The 14,854-nt window shown below is 65.4% G+C and carries 13 protein-coding genes, 1 tRNA gene and 1 pseudogene; 9 read left to right on the top strand and 6 right to left on the bottom strand.

What is annotated here, in order from left to right:
• Positions 1–347 precede the first annotated feature (347 nt).
• A complete protein-coding gene (locus tag RT662_RS08000; protein WP_409530147.1) occupies positions 348–1,514 on the top strand; it encodes an L-lactate dehydrogenase in 1,167 nt (388 codons plus the stop codon).
• A 509-nt stretch (positions 1,515–2,023) separates the two neighbouring features.
• Here RT662_RS08000 and RT662_RS07995 read toward each other — a convergent pair.
• The gene (locus RT662_RS07995; protein ID WP_313670180.1) at positions 2,024–2,908 is read right to left on the bottom strand and encodes an MBL fold metallo-hydrolase; all 885 of its coding nucleotides are present in this window, start codon (positions 2,906–2,908) and stop codon (positions 2,024–2,026) included.
• Between the two features lie 47 nt (positions 2,909–2,955).
• On the opposite strand from RT662_RS07995, the gene RT662_RS07990 reads away from it, so the two are divergent.
• Entirely contained in the window at positions 2,956–3,276 is a 321-nt protein-coding gene (locus RT662_RS07990; protein WP_313670179.1) for a metalloregulator ArsR/SmtB family transcription factor, read from the top strand.
• 21 nt (positions 3,277–3,297) lie between these two features.
• On the top strand, positions 3,298–4,077 hold the full coding sequence (locus tag RT662_RS07985) for a sulfite exporter TauE/SafE family protein (protein WP_313670178.1): 780 nt from the start codon (positions 3,298–3,300) through the stop codon (positions 4,075–4,077).
• On the opposite strand, the gene RT662_RS07980 is transcribed toward RT662_RS07985, so the two are convergent.
• Genes RT662_RS07980 through RT662_RS07970 form a run of 3 tightly spaced genes read right to left on the bottom strand, consistent with a single transcriptional unit; the run spans position 4,066 to position 8,663 of the window.
• The gene (locus RT662_RS07980) at positions 4,066–7,278 is read right to left on the bottom strand and encodes an efflux RND transporter permease subunit (protein WP_313670191.1); all 3,213 of its coding nucleotides are present in this window, start codon (positions 7,276–7,278) and stop codon (positions 4,066–4,068) included. The genes RT662_RS07985 and RT662_RS07980 overlap by 12 nt on opposite strands.
• Before the next feature lie 8 nt (positions 7,279–7,286).
• The gene (locus RT662_RS07975; protein WP_313670177.1) at positions 7,287–8,309 is read right to left on the bottom strand and encodes an efflux RND transporter periplasmic adaptor subunit; all 1,023 of its coding nucleotides are present in this window, start codon (positions 8,307–8,309) and stop codon (positions 7,287–7,289) included.
• Between the two features lie 18 nt (positions 8,310–8,327).
• Complete coding sequence (locus RT662_RS07970) at positions 8,328–8,663, bottom strand: rhodanese-like domain-containing protein (protein WP_313670176.1); 336 nt, start codon at positions 8,661–8,663, stop codon at positions 8,328–8,330.
• An 88-nt stretch (positions 8,664–8,751) separates the two neighbouring features.
• On the opposite strand from RT662_RS07970, the gene RT662_RS07965 reads away from it, so the two are divergent.
• From RT662_RS07965 to RT662_RS07950, 4 genes are read left to right on the top strand one after another with little or no spacing between them, the layout of a single operon-like run.
• A complete protein-coding gene (locus tag RT662_RS07965; protein ID WP_313670175.1) occupies positions 8,752–10,053 on the top strand; it encodes an FAD-dependent oxidoreductase in 1,302 nt (433 codons plus the stop codon).
• Between the two features lie 15 nt (positions 10,054–10,068).
• Positions 10,069–10,272 (top strand): DUF2892 domain-containing protein, encoded by a 204-nt coding sequence (locus RT662_RS07960; protein WP_313670174.1) that lies wholly within the window; start codon positions 10,069–10,071, stop codon positions 10,270–10,272.
• Between the two features lie 5 nt (positions 10,273–10,277).
• On the top strand, positions 10,278–11,537 hold the full coding sequence (locus RT662_RS07955; RefSeq protein ID WP_313670173.1) for a TolC family protein: 1,260 nt from the start codon (positions 10,278–10,280) through the stop codon (positions 11,535–11,537).
• A gap of 5 nt (positions 11,538–11,542) precedes the next feature.
• Positions 11,543–12,160, top strand: coding sequence for a DUF3365 domain-containing protein (locus tag RT662_RS07950; RefSeq protein ID WP_313670172.1), 618 nt, complete (start codon positions 11,543–11,545; stop codon positions 12,158–12,160).
• A 74-nt stretch (positions 12,161–12,234) separates the two neighbouring features.
• Here the strand turns inward: RT662_RS07950 and RT662_RS07945 are convergent, their stop codons facing one another.
• Positions 12,235–12,552: a hypothetical protein gene (locus RT662_RS07945; protein ID WP_313670171.1), complete on the bottom strand. Its 318-nt coding sequence runs from the start codon at positions 12,550–12,552 to the stop codon at positions 12,235–12,237.
• A gap of 163 nt (positions 12,553–12,715) precedes the next feature.
• Here RT662_RS07945 and RT662_RS07940 point away from each other — a divergent pair, with 163 nt between their 5' ends.
• Both RT662_RS07940 and RT662_RS07935 read left to right on the top strand, forming a co-directional pair.
• Positions 12,716–13,936 carry an acyl-CoA dehydrogenase family protein gene (locus tag RT662_RS07940; protein ID WP_313670170.1) on the top strand — a complete coding sequence of 407 codons (1,221 nt, stop codon included), beginning with the start codon at positions 12,716–12,718 and terminating at the stop codon, positions 13,934–13,936.
• Between the two features lie 97 nt (positions 13,937–14,033).
• Positions 14,034–14,120 (top strand) — tRNA-Leu (locus tag RT662_RS07935).
• Between the two features lie 407 nt (positions 14,121–14,527).
• Here RT662_RS07935 and RT662_RS07930 read toward each other — a convergent pair.
• A pseudogene (locus RT662_RS07930) lies at positions 14,528–14,854 on the bottom strand (hypothetical protein); the annotation flags it as partial.

The following is a 14,854-nucleotide window of genomic DNA, read 5'->3' as shown; positions in this document are numbered from 1 at the left end:
GAAGATTTTCCGTGGTGCGCCGGGCGCTGACCACAATGGTATCAAGTGAGTCCTGATCGTTCGCCGCGCTGGCCTGCTGGCCAAGGGCCGGTGACGCCAGAGCAAGAAGCGATACGAAACCCAAAAAGGACGAGTGCCGGACGGTCATTCTGCTTGCCTCCCCATTCTGCCGGGGACGCCCCCGACTGCGCATCCAGATGCCCTGCTATCAGCTCTGCGGCCGGTTCCAAGCGAAGCACAAGTGAATTGCCGTTTTAAGATTGCAACGGACTTGTGAGTTGTGTCAAGCACGGCCACCGAAAACGGCGCGTTCAAATGGAGGAGCCCGGTGCAATCAACGGCGATGCGTGGCGTTCGTGCCACAGGCGCGGCAGGGTGCCGATAAAGTGGCCGTGATCGCCGATGTCGCCGATTTCCGTGCCGCCGCTCGCCGCCGGGTGCCGCATTTCCTGTTCGAATACATCGACGGCGGCAGCTATCAGCAGGTCAGCCTTGCCCGAAATGTCGAGGATCTTGCCAGCGTGGCACTGGACCAACGGGTACTCAAAGACGTCTCTGCGATCGATCCGTCGGTCACGCTGTTCGGGCAACGATTGGCCCTGCCGCTGGTGCTGGCGCCGGTTGGCCTTGCCGGGCTCAACGCCCGCCGTGGCGAAGTTCAGGCCGCGCGCGCCGCAAACACCGCTGGCGTGCCGCTCTGCCTGTCGACTGTCTCTGCATGCAGCATCGAGGAAGTCGCGACTGGGTCTGGTCGTCCGCCCTGGTTCCAGCTCTATATGCTGCGCGACCGTGGGTTCGTCGCGGCGATGCTGGACCGGGCGAAAGCCGCCAATTGCCCTGCCCTCGTCTTCACGGTCGATCTTCCGGTTCCCGGCGCGCGCTATCGGGATCGCCGATCCGGCCTGACCGGCGCCCCCGGCCTGTCCGGCCAATTGCGCCGCCTGGGCCAGGCATTGGCCAAACCAGCCTGGTGCTGGGATGTCGGGCTGCTTGGTCGCCCGCTGACGTTGGGCAACGTTGCCGGCGTGCTGGGTTCCAGCGCGCCCCTGGGCGACTTTTTGGGCTGGTTGGCGAACAATTTCGATCCGGCGGCGACCTGGGCCGATCTGGAATGGGTGCGCAGCCGCTGGCCGGGGCCACTGATCGTCAAAGGCATTCTGCATCCTGACGACGCACGAGCTGCCGTATCGGCCGGAGCTGACGGGATCGTAGTGTCAAACCATGGCGGCCGCCAGCTTGATGGCGCCATCTCGGCCGTGAAGGCGCTGCCCAGCATCGTCGATGCAGTGGGCGGCACCACGCGGATTCTCGCAGACGGCGGCGTCCGCTCCGGCCTCGACATCCTGCGCTATCGATCGCTCGGCGCCGATGCCGTTCTTGCTGGTCGTCCGTGGGTATGGGCATTGGGCGCCGCTGGAGAGCGGGGCGTTGCGCAACTGATTTCAATGTTCGAAGGTGAATTGCGCGCGGCAATGGCGCTTACGGGAGCAACGCGGCTTGAACAGCTGCGCTAGGGCACTTGCCGGGTGACCCTGCGCCGGAAAACACGTCAGGTTTGAGTGAGAGTTTTCCAGCCTTGTGACCTACTCCTCGCTCTTGGGCTGCCCGATTGTGCGCCATCCTGTCTCTGCGGGGCACGGCGGCCCACGCGCTGCTGACCGCTTACTAGCACTTGGAGACTTCAGGCCTGTTCACCTATGGGGCTTGCTTGGAGCAGAATCGTGACAAAAGATGCTGAAATTGCCTGCTCGGGAGGGAGGAATTCTCTGATAATCAGATTCGAATTCCCTGTTATCGCGACAGGGAATTCAACCCCATCGATAGGCAGTCTCCACCCTAACCTACGGATAAATCTGCGCTTACTTGCGTAGTTTGATCACTTCCGGCCAATCGAAACCTGCCGAAAAACGAATAACAGGGAATATCAGGGATATCAGGGAGAGAGCGGTTCGCCGCCGACTGCGTCGCGCACCATTCAAGCAGCAGATCGCAAGGGCGGGCATGGGATCAACGGGTCCCGGCCTCAGTCAGTCATCGCAACCGGCAGGCGCAAGAAGCGACGACCCAGCGCATCGGGCGGCGGCAGTTCACCCGCCGCGATGTTCACCTGCAGGCTGGGCAGAATCAACGTCGGCGGTGCCAGCGCTGCATCACGGGCGCGCCGCATGGCGATGAAACTGGCGGCATCAACGCTGTCATGCACATGGATATTGCCCGCCTTTTGCGCGGCGACACTGGTTTCGCAGGCATAATCCGTGCGGCCGGCGGGCAGATAATCGTGGCCCACGAAAATCCGGGTTTCGGGCGGCAGCGCCAGGATCTTGCTGATAGAGGCATGGAGGGTCGCTGCATCACCGCCGGGAAAATCGCAGCGCGCGGTGCCATAATCCGGCATGAACAGCGTGTCGCCCACAAAGGCCGCATCGCCGATGAGATAGGTGAGGCAGGCCGGCGTATGGCCCGGCGTGTGCATGACGCGGATGGTGAAATTGCCCATGGGCAGGGTTGCGCCGTCGTCCACCAAAACGTCGAACTGGCGGCCATCGGTGGGCAGCTCGTCCATGCCAAAGCGGGGCGCAAACACCTTCTGCACCTCGGCAATGCGCGACCCGATCACCAGCGGAGCGCCGCACTGGTCACGCAGCCAATGGCCGCCCGCCAGATGATCCGCGTGGACGTGGGTTTCCAGGATCCAGCGCAGCTTGAGCCGGCGCCGTTTGACGGTGGCAAGCAGCGCTTCAAGCCCGGCATGAGACACGCGGGCGCCCTTGGGCTCATAGTCCAGCACGGCATCGATGATCACCGCCTCGCCCGTGGCCGGATCGGCTGCAAGGTAGGTCCAAGTGTTGGTGGCGTTGTCGAAAAAGGGGGTGACGTCCGGGCGGCTCATGGCGATCTCCTTGGCCATGATATTAGACCTTGCTAAATTAGTTTCAAGTGGCTATATTGGTCGCCATGAATATTTCTGCAAACATTGAAGCGTTTGAAGCCAGTGCAGCCGAAGCGGCCAAGTTGATGAAAGCCCTGGCGAATGAACGGCGTCTGCTGATCCTGTGCCAGATGGCCGAAGGCGAGCGGTCGGTGGGCTCGCTCAACGTCGGCCTGTCGCAATCGGCGCTGTCGCAGCACCTTGCCCTTCTGCGCGAGGACGGCGTCGTCAAGACCCGGCGCGAGGCGCAGACCATCTATTACAGCATTGCCAACCCGGCTGTTCTGAAGATCATACAGACGCTGGCCGAAATCTACTGCCCCGAACCCGTTTGCGTGGCGGCCTGACCCAAAAAGAGGACCACAAGGATGGAGGCCGGACTGGCGCTTGGACTTCCAGCGGCCGTTGCCGGTGGCGCCGTCATCGCGCTCCTGCTCGGACTGTTTGGCGGCGGCGGTTCCGTGCTGGCAACACCGCTGCTGCTCTACCTTGTCGGGATCCGTGATCCCCATGTCGCCATCGGCACCGGCGCGGCGGCAGTGGCCGTGAATGCGGCGGCCAATCTGGCCGTGCAGGCCCGCGCCGGCACGGTGAAATGGCCCTGCGCCCTGTCGTTCGCGGGCGCCGGTCTCGCCGGCTCGCTGGCCGGTGCCACGCTGGCCCAGCAGGTTGACGGCGAGGCGCTTCTGGGCGCCTTTGCGCTCGCCATGCTGGCGGTGGGACTTGCCATGCTGCGCCCTGCAAAGGCCGCAGGCGATCCATCCGTGCGGCTGGACATGGCGATGACACTGAAGCTGGCGCCGGCCGGGCTGGTTGTTGGCCTTGCGGCGGGTTTCTTCGGCATCGGTGGCGGCTTCCTGATCGTGCCCGGCCTGATGGCCGCGACCGGCATGACGCTGGCCAATGCCGCCGCCTCTTCGCTGGTGTCGGTACTGGTGTTCGGGGTGGCGACCGCCGGCACCTATGCCATGGCCGGCCGGGTGGATGGCCCGGTGCTGATCGCCATGGTGGCCGGCGGCGCCATCGGCGTTCTGGCTGCCAAACCACTGGCACCGCGCCTGGCCACCCGCGCCGCGCTGGCCCGCCGCCTGTTCGCGATCATGGTGATACTGACGGCGCTGTACGTGGGCTGGCGCTCACTGGGCTGAGGCGGGCAGCGCCAGGCCATCGTCGCGCAGCACCACATAGATGGCCGGGATCACCAGCAGGGTGAGCAGGGTTGAACTCGCCAGCCCGAACAGCAGCGAGATGGCCAGGCCCTGAAAGATCGGATCGGTGAGGATGGTGGCCGCCCCGATCATCGCCGCCGCCGCCGTGAGCACGATCGGCTTCACGCGGATCGATCCCGCCTCGATCAACACTTGCCGCAGCGGTTTGCCCGGTGCGCTGGCGTGGCGGATGAAATCCACCAGCAGGATCGAATTGCGAACGATGATGCCGGCCAGCGCGATGAAGCCGATCATCGAGGTGGCGGTGAACGGTGCGCCAAACACCCAGTGACCAAACACGATGCCGATCAGGGTGAGCGGCACCGGTACCAGGATCACCAGCGGCAGCTTGAAACTGCCGAACTGGCCGACCACCAGCATGTAGATACCGATCAGCGCGACGCCGAAGGCCGCGCCCATGTCGCGGAAGGTCACCCAGGTGATCTCCCATTCGCCGTCCCACAGGATGGTGGTGCCTTCGCCTTCCGGCATGGCGTGGAAGCTGATGTCGGGCTTTTGCAGGCCGGCCTTGGCCCAATCATGGGCTTCCACCAGCCGGTTGATCGCCAGCACGCCATAGACCGGGGCTTCATATTCGCCGGCCAGTTCGGCCATCACCATATCGGCCGGGCGGCCGTCGCGGCGGAAGATCATGCGATCGCCAACGCCGGTGCGGGATTCCACCAGCCCGCCCAGATCGCTGCTGCGGCCATCTTGCGTCACCGCCACCGGCAGGGCCGCCAGCGCGCCACCGTCCCAGCGGCGATCGGCGGCATCAAGCGCCAGCACGATCGGCAGTGCGGGCTGTCCGGCGGCGCGGGGCAACTGGCCAACAACGGTGTCGCCCAGCGCCAGCGCAATGCTGGCCTTGATCTGGCCTTCATCAAGGCCCAGCGCATCCAGCCGGTCGCGGCGCGGCACCAGCTCAAGGCGCGGGCGGCCCTGGCCCATGCTGTTGTCGATATCGACGATATAGGGCACCTGGTGGAACAGTTTTTCCAGCTCGGCCGCGGTCTTCTGGCGGGTGGCGGCATCAGGCCCATGCACTTCGGCCAGCAGTGTCGCCATCACCGGTGGCCCCGGCGGCGTTTCCACCACCTTCACCGCCGTGCCGGCCGGCAGCGGCAGGGATGCGAGCCGCTGGCGCAGATCAAGGGCGACATCATGGCTGGCGCGGTCGCGATCATCGGCGTGGGCCAGCGCAATCATCACGTCACCCTGTTCGGGCAGCCGGCGCAGGAAATAATGGCGAACCAGTCCGTTGAAATTGAACGGGGCCGAGGTGCCGGCATAGGCTTCCATCGCCACCACTTCCGGCAGGGTGCGGGCGACGCCGGTCACCTGTTCCAGCACGCGGGCCGTCGCGTCGCGGCTGGCCCCTTCGGGCAGATCGACCACCACCTGCACTTCCGATTTGTTGTCGAACGGCAGCAGCTTGACGGTGACGGCCTTGAAATAAAACAGCGAGCAGGCAGCCAGCGTCGCCAGGCCCACCACCCACAGAAAGTGCTTGGCCGCCGCGCGTTCCATGATGATGCGGCTGGCGGCGCGGCGGAAGATCTGGCCCAATTTGCCGCCGCCTTCATCCTCGTGCCCATGCAGCGGCGCACCGCCGGCCAGTTTCAGCATCGCCCATGGCGCAATCACCACCGCCACGAAGAAGGAAAACAGCATGGCCGCCGACGCATTGACGGGGATCGGTGCCATATAGGGGCCCATAAGGCCGGACACGAACAGCATCGGCAGCAGCGCCGCGACCACGGTGAGGGTGGCGATGACAGTCGGGTTGCCGACTTCGGCCACCGCATCGATCACGCCCTGCACCCGGCTGCGACCATCGTCCATCGCCCAGTGCCGCGCGATATTCTCGATCATCACGATCGCATCATCCACCAGGATGCCGATGGAGAAGATCAGCGCAAACAGCGAGACGCGGTTGATGGTGTAACCCATCACCCAGGCCGCAAACAGGGTGAGCAGGATGGTGGTGGGGATGACAATGGCGGTCACCATCGCCTCGCGCCGGCCGATGGCGACGGCGATCAGGACGACAATCGAGATGGTGGCGATGCCGAGGTGCAGCAGCAGCTCGTTGGCCTTCTCGCTTGCGGTTTCGCCATAGTTGCGGGTCACGGTGACGTCCAGGCTGGACGGCAGCATTTCGCCCTTCAGCGCCTCAACGCGCGCCAGCACGGCATCGGACACCACCACGGCATTGGCACCCGACCGCTTGGATATGGCGATGCTCACAGCCGCATTGCGGGCCCATTTGCCGTCTTCGGCCCTGGCCCAGCGCCACACCAGCGGCTGGCCGGGCCGCGGCGCAATGGCAACCCGCGCCACATCCGACAGCAGCACGGGCCGTCCGGCAGCGCTGCGCACGGTGAGCGTGGCCAGACTGTTCACGTCGGCAAGCCGTGCGCCGGCGGTGGTGGCGCGGGCCGCGCCCTGATCCAGCACGGTGCCGGCCGGAATGGCGCGATCAGCCGCCTGCACGGCCTGCAGCAGCGCCGGCAGCGTGACGCCGTGCGCGGCCAGCTTCGCCGGATCGGGCGCGACATGCACCACCTGTGGCCGCCCGCCGGTCACGAAACCGGGGCCGACATTCTCCACCCGGGCAAGATCTTCCAGCAGGCGGTCGGCCACTTCGCGCAGGCTGGTATCGGGCCAGCGCGCCGCCATGCCGGGCGCCGGCGTGAGCGTGAGCACCAGCATCGGCACATCATCGATGCCGCGCAGCGTTACCTGCGGATCGCCGATGCCCGCGGGCCGGCGCTGCCAGTTGGCGGCGATGCGTTCGGAAATGCGGGTGGCGGCATCATCGGCATCGGCACCCACGGCAAAGCGCGCCGTCACCATCACCATGTCGTCCATGGCCTGGGTGTAGACATGATCGACGCCGCCGATGCCCTTCACGATGCCTTCCAGCGGTACGCCAACCAGATCGACCGCGCTCTGTGCCTTCAGGCCGGGGGCGGGCACGATGATATCGACCATCGGCACGCTGATCTGCGGTTCTTCCTCCCGCGGGATGGCGAACAGCGCGATCAGGCCCATGGCCAGCGCCGCCAGCAGCAGTAGCGGCGTGAGCGGCGAGCCGATGGTCGCCGCCGTCAACCGGCCGGAAATGCCGAGCGGAATTTTCTCCTTCACCGGCCACGCTCCGCCTGCAGCACCAGCACGTCGCCGGCGGTCACCCCGGTCAACAGTTCCACCTGGGTAGGATCTGCGGTTTCGGCGAGTTCAACCGGCACCTGCACGACCGATTTGCCCTGCAGCAGCGCCACCTGCGCGATGCCGTGGCTGATACGCACAAACCGACGCGGCGCCAGCACGGCGGTGCGGGTGCCGGTGGGCACCAGCGCACTCACCCGGCGGCCCAGCAGCCGATCGGGCAAGCCAGCCACCTGCACATCAACCCGCACCAGGCCGACCGTCGCGCCGGGCCACACCCGATCGATGCGGCCCTGGCTGGGCAGTCCTGTTTCGGCGAGGCGCACCGTGTCGCCGGGTTTTAGGGCGAGCGCAGCGGCTTCCGGCACATCAAGCCTGAGCAACAGTGGCCCGGCGGAAAGGTGAGCGATCAATTGACCGGGCATCACCGGGCTGCCCGGCGGCACATCGGCCGACAGCACCCGGCCGGCCGCCGGGGCCACAACGGCACCCTGTCCGCCCAGCGCCCTAGCTGCACCCGCCTCGCCGCGCGCGGCGCGGGCGCGGGCCTGCGCGGCCGTGGCCATGGCTGTCGCGCTTTCCAGCCGGGCATTGGCATAAACGCCGGCGGCGTGCAGTTCCCTGATGCGCCCCAGATCGGCCGTGGCCCGCGCCGCTTCCGCCTCGGCCGCAGCGACATTGGCGCTGGCAGCGCCCGCAGCCTGGGACAGTCTGTCATCGCTGATCACAGCCACGATCTGCCCGGCCCGCACCTGATCGCCCGCCTTGACGTTGAGACGGGTGAGAATGCCGCCAATGCGCGCCACCGCCATGACCTCGTCGCGGGTGGTGATCTGGCCAGAGACCGGCTTCAGATCGGGCAGCGTCGCGGCCACAAGCGCATGCCGGGCCGTGATCGAAGCAGTGGAAGTTTCCGGCGCCGGTGCTGTCTCGCTGCCGCAGGCCACCAGGGCCAGAGGCAGCGCGATGGCTGTGAAGACAGAGGCAAGTCGGCGCATGACAGGTCCTTCTTTGCTTCAGGCGACCACTGGCAGCCCGGCCGATTTCCAGGCGCCAATCCCGCCGGCCAGATGGGTATCGACCGACGCCTGCGCCGTGGCGCAGCGATCAAGCGCCATGCCCGATCGCTTGCCGCCCGCACATTGCAGCACGACGGTCTTGTCACCCGCCGGCGGCAGTTGATCCGGCGTGAAGCGCGACAGCGGCAGGTTAATGGCGCCCGCGATATGGCCGCCGGCAAACTCGTCCGGTTCCCGAACGTCCACCAAGATGACGCTGCGATCCTTCAGCATCGCTGCCAGCTCCTCAGGCCCAATCTCCTTATGGGTAGGCTTCTTTTCAGTTCCGAACATCGGGGATTCTCCTTGCTTGCGTTGTTGCTCATATTATGCTTATCTTATATTAGGTCAAGCGAAATTACATTGGCTGCGGGAGAGGGAAATGGCTTCAGTTCAACCACAAGGCCGCACACGGCCGCGGATCGTTGTCCTGGGTGGCGGCTTGGGCGGCACGATCGCGTCGTACGAGATTCGCGACGCCGTGAAGGACCGCGCCGAAGTGTTCCTGCTGGCAGAGCGCGACAGCTACAGTTTCGTGCCGTCCAACCCCTGGGTGGCGGTGAAGTGGCGCACGCCCGAAGAGGTGGAGGTGCATCTGCCGCCGGTTATGAAAAAGCGCGGCATCAGCTTTTCGAGCGTGGGTGCCGAGCGTGTGCATCCGGCCGAGAAGCGGATTGCCCTGCGCGACGGCAGCAGCCTTGATTATGATTATCTGGTCATCGCCACCGGGCCCGATCTTGCCTACGACGAGATTCCCGGCTTCGGCCCCCAAGGCTTCACCCAGTCGATCTGCCACACAACCCACGCTGCGGCCGCCGCCGACGCGTTCGAAGCCTTCTGCGCCGATCCCGGCCCGATCATCGTGGGCGCCGTGCAGGGGGCCAGTTGCTACGGCCCGGCCTATGAATATGCCATGGTGCTCGACACCGAACTGAAGCGCCGCAAGATCCGCCACCTGGTGCCGATGACGTTTATCACTGCTGAGCCCTATGTGGGCCATCTGGGCCTTGATGGCGTGGGCGACACCAAGGGCATGCTCGAATCCGCCTTCCGCGACCGCCATGTGAAGTGGTTCACCAGCGCGCGCGTGACCAGCTTTGACGATGGCATCGCCCATGTCGAGGAAGTGGCCGACGATGGCAGCGTCAAGGCCATGCACGACGTTCCTTTCAAATTCACCATGATGCTGCCGGCGTTCCGCGGCGTGCCCGCTATTCGCGGCATCGAAGGTCTCACCAACCCGCGCGGCTTCGTGCTGGTTGACAAGTACCAGCGCAGCCCGACGTTCCCCGAGGTGTTTGCGCTGGGCGTGGCGGTGGCCATCCCCCCAACCGGCCCAACCCCCGTGCCGGTGGGCGTTCCAAAGACGGGATTCATGATTGAATCCATGGTCACCGCCATTGCTGCCAATCTGAAGGCCATCATGGATGGCAAGGAACCGAAATCCGAAGCGACTTGGAACGCCGTGTGCCTGGCCGATTTCGGCGACAGCGGCATCGCCTTCGTGGCGCAGCCGCAGATCCCACCGCGCAACGTCAACTGGTCCAGCCAGGGCAAATGGGTGCACCTCGCCAAGATCGGTTTCGAGAAATATTTCCTCAGGAAGATCCGCAAGGGCGAGAGCGAGCCCTTTTACGAGAAACTGGCGCTGCACGCGCTGGGCATCGACAAGCTGAAATTCTGAAGCAGGAGAAAACCCATGTCCATTGATCGCGCCGTTTTCGTGTTTGCCGGCATCGTCGTCTTAGCCTCCATCGCCCTGTCACTGCTGGTCCACCCCTGGTGGATCGCGCTGGCAGCCTTTGCCGGGCTCAACATGATCCAGGCGGCCTTCACTGGCATTTGCCCCGCGGCGATGCTGTTCAAGGCCATGGGGATGAAACCGGGCGAAGCCTTCCGGTGAGGCACATGCGTTTCTGGCTGGCGGGCGCGCTGGCGCTGGCTGCCCATGCTGCCCCAGCATGGGCAGCGCCGATCACGCTCGACGAGGCAATCGCGGCTGCGGAAACGCACGCGCCGTCGCTGGCCATGGCCAGGGCCGAGGCCGACGCAGCGGACAAGCGGGCCGACGCGGCCCGCGCCGCGGGCGGCCCGACAGCGACCCTGACCGGCAGCATCGGCTGGGGGCGCCTTGATCCCGGCGGCTATTTCGGCCTGACCGCAACCGACGTGACGCCGCGCGCCGCCCAGGTGGGCATCGAACAACCTCTGTTTGCCGGCGGGCGGATTTCCGGCGCCCGGATGACTGCCCGCGCGGGTGCCGAAGCAGCCGAGGCCGGAGTGCTGCAGCGCCGCACCACGCTGCGGGCCGATGTGGCGCAGGCCTTTGGCGGCGTTCTGGCAACGCAGGCCGGGTTGCAGTCGGCCAGCGGCCTGGTGAAGGCTGTCGCGGTGGCGGCCAATCAGGCGAAACTGCGCTTCAAGGCGGGTGAAGTCCCATCCACCGATGTGCAGCAGGCCGAAGCGCGTCTGGCCGAAGCCGAAGCCGTGCTGGCCAACGCGACGGGGCACAATGATGCCGCGCGAGCGCGCTTCCGCCGGCTGACCGGCCTGTCACCGGACAGCCTGGCCGCGCTGCCCGGCAGTCCGCCACTGCCCGCAACGCTGGATGAAGCAATTGGCGAGGCCGAGACGCGATCGCCCGCCATCGCCCAAGCCGTGGCCGGACTGGCCGCAGCCCGTGGCCAGGCGCGCATGGCGAAGGCCGAGGGGCTGCCACAGTTGGCGGCCTATGCCGAGGCCTCGTCCGTACGCGACCAATTCTTTCCCGGCTATCGCGGTGACCTGGCCAGCGCCGGGGTTCGCGGCCGCTGGAATTTCTTTGCGTCAGGCCGCATCCGGGCCGAGGGTCAGGCTGCCGATGCCACGGTGCACGCCGCCGAAGCGCGCCTGGCCGACGCCCGGGGCAGCGTGCGCGAGATGGTGATTGCGGCCTTTGCCAATGTCAGATCCACGGGACTCGCGGCCGAAGCTGCGGTGCGTCAGAAACGGGCGAGCGAAGCCGCCCTTGCCAGCGTGAAGCAGGAAGTGCGCGTGGGCCTGAAGCCCACCCTGGCCCTGCTGGATGCCGAACGCGACGCGGCCCAGTCCGCCATGCAGGCGGCAAACGCCGACGCACAGCGTATCGCCACGGCCTGGGGCCTGCGCGCGCTGCTTGGCCGGGAGTGACAAGCATGTCTATGAAACAGGCGAGGAAAGCGGCCGTTCTGCTGCTGTTGCTGGCTGGTACCAGCAGCGCAGCGGCGGCCCCGCAGGCCCCGACCGCGCCGGCCGTTGACGCCGAATTGATGGCCCGATCGGACGCGCTGGCAGATCGATTCCAGCTGCGCCTGCAGACGGCATTGCGCACCGCCATCGCCGAACAAGGTCTGCCGGGCGCAGTATCGGTCTGCAGCACGCTGGCACCGGCCATCGCTGCCGAGGAATCCGCAGCCAGCGGAGCGAGGATCAGCCGGATCGCGGCACGCAACCGCAACCCGGCCGCGCGCGTGCCGCGCGATGTGCAGAAACATTTTGCCGAGCTGGCAGCAAACCCGGTTGAGGCAGGTAAGCCCGCGATCAGGGTGTGGGAAACAGGCCGCGGGGCATCGGCAACGGTGAACTATCTGCGCGCCATACCCATGATGGGGCAGCCGTGCCTATCGTGCCATGGCACCGACATCGACAAGCCAACCGCCGCCCGCATTGCAGCGCTTTACCCCAAGGACAAGGCGACGGGCTTCATGCCGGGCGAGTTGCGCGGCGCCATGCTCATTCGCTGGTCAAGATCGGCGCCGGCACAGCCTGACTGATGGAAGCGAGCCTGACGGAGGTCGCCCAAATACGGCGGGCTGCCCTTGATCATGCGCGCCGCCCAGACAGAAGTTCATTGCGGACTGCGGCGTCGCCCGCTCCGGCTGATCACGGCGGCCACCAGCAGTGTGGCCAGGATCGGGCCCAGCCAATCGGCCACTTGCTCTGCCTGGCCCCACAACCGCGCATCGAACGCGCCCCACCACGGCAGATTGGCGCGCAGGCCTTCGCCAAAGGCTTCGATCCAGCGATATTCGGCCTGCGCCACTTCACGGCCGATGAAATAGCCTGACGCCAGCGCTGCGCCGGCCCACCAATTGCGGGTGGCCAGCCCGATCACGGCCTGGATGGCAACGGCAGCCACCGCATGTTCGACCAGGTCCAGGATCATTCGCCCTCTCCTCCTCGCGGCTTGCCGCCCTGGCACCGTTCGGTGGTCCGGATACGGTACGCAATCACCCGCTCTTTCCTTTTTGCCAGTGGCCAAGCAGGGTCAGCCGTGACAGCCTGCGCGCTGCAATATGCAAATAATCCGCAAAAAGGGACGCTCTGCCATGCATTTCGATCACAGCGACAAGACCAAGGCCCTACTGGAAAAGCTGCGCGGCTTCATGGACGAGCATATTTACCCGAACGAAGAGCGTTATCACAGTGAAGTGCAGGAAGGCGATCGCTGGAAGGTGCTGCCGGTCATCGAGGAACTGAAGCCCAAGGCCCGCGCCGCCGGCCTGTGGAACCTGTTCCTTAACATCTGCGATCACGACGTGGGCGAATGGAAGGGCCCCGGCCTGACCAACCTCGAATATGCCACGCTGGCCGAGGAAATGGGCCGCGCCGGCTGGTCATCCGAAGTGTTCAACTGCTCCGCGCCCGATACCGGCAACATGGAAGTGCTGCGTACCTATGGCACCGAAGCGCAGAAGCAGACCTGGCTGAAGCCGCTGATGGCCGGCGAGATCCGCTCCGCCTTCCTGATGACCGAACCGGCCGTGGCCTCGTCGGACGCGACCAATATCGAAACCTCGATTCGCCGTGATGGCGATGAATATGTGATCAATGGCCGCAAATGGTGGTCGTCGGGCGTGGGCGATCCGCGCTGCAAGATCGCCATCGTGATGGGCAAGACCGATCCTTCCGCCCCGCGCCACAGCCAGCAGAGCCAGATCCTGGTGCCATTGGATGCCCCCGGCATCACCAAGCTGCGCCCGCTGAACGTGTTCGGTTTCGACGATGCGCCGCACGGCCACTTCGAAGTCATCCTCGATAATGTCCGCGTGCCGGCCAGCAACATGATCCTGGGCGAAGGCCGCGGCTTTGAAATCGCACAGGGCCGCCTGGGCCCGGGCCGCATCCATCACTGCATGCGCTCGATCGGCGCTGCCGAACGTGCGCTGGAAAAGATGGTGAAGCGCCTGAAGAGCCGCGTTGCCTTCGGCAAGCCGATTTCGGAACATAGCCTGTGGCACGAGCGGATCGCCGATTCGCGCATCGCCATCGAACAGGCCCGCCTGCTCACGCTCAAGGCCGCCTACATGATGGATACGGTCGGCAACAAGGCCGCCGCCAACGAGATCGCCATGATCAAGGTGGTGGCACCGAACATGAGCTGCCTGATCCACGATCACGCGATCCAGGCTCATGGCGGCGGCGGCGTGTGCCAGGATTATGGCCTCGCCAGTGGCTATGCCGGCCAGCGCACACTGCGCCTCGCCGACGGCCCGGACGAAGTGCACCGCGCGGCCATCGCCAAGAACGAACTGCGGAAATACAACTAAGGCTGCAAGGCGGCGGGGAAGGGCTTGCACCACAAGCCCTCCCCTGCTACCCGCGCCATCTGCCGAAGGGGCGCGCGAGCGCCCATTTCCCTGGTGTGCGGCCATGGCGGAATTGGTAGACGCGCAACGTTGAGGTCGTTGTGGCCGAAAGGCCGTGGAAGTTCGAGTCTTCTTGGCCGCACCACCCAGTTAAGTGGTTCAAATTGAACGATTTTTCTGGTTTTTAGAATGCCAGTTTCAGAGCCGGCGAAACTCCCCACGAAAGCTCAAATCCTGGTCCGATTTCGGGCCGGCAGAGCCCGCTTGTCCAAAAGTTATCCACACCGATCATGAAATGACAAAGTTGTGGCCAATTTTGTCACTTTGTTCGAGTCTTGTTGCGAAGCACCACGCAGTTTCGGGGTGAACCGTTGAACGGCACCCGGGCTGCGCTCTTCCAAAATTGAGCCCATTCTCCGTGGGTTTGCGGCGAAGCCGCGCCCGGCCTGTGGTCAGAGACCCGATTCTCAGCCCCACACTTGGGCAACGAAAGAGCCGGAATCTCTCCTTGAAAGTTCCCGGCTTCACCCCAGTTTTGCGGACGATTTTCGGCTAGACCGCGAGACCGAGCATCCGCTCCTGCTCTTCCCATGCCAGCGGAATCTCCGCCGACAGAAGCGTCTTGCGAGTCACCGCCTTGGGCTGTGTGCCGGCAGCGACCGCCTCGACGATTCGAGGACTCAGCCACGAGATGCGCAGCAGCCGGGCCAGATGGGTGCGGCACCGCCCTTCCCGCTTGCCCAGTTGGTTGAGGCTGAGTTCAGGGGATGCCAGGACTAGGTGCGGATTCCGACGATCCCGGCCGTCCATTCCGATTTGAAGCCGGCCATCATTCCGAGATGATCCCGGCCGGGGGCCTGAACGTTGGTTGGGTTGATG

The organism is Sandarakinorhabdus sp., from assembly GCF_032115815.1.
Taxonomy (GTDB): domain Bacteria; phylum Pseudomonadota; class Alphaproteobacteria; order Sphingomonadales; family Sphingomonadaceae; genus Sandarakinorhabdus.
Note: the sequence above shows the minus strand (reverse complement) of the source record. Positions and strands in the feature narration are given on the sequence as shown.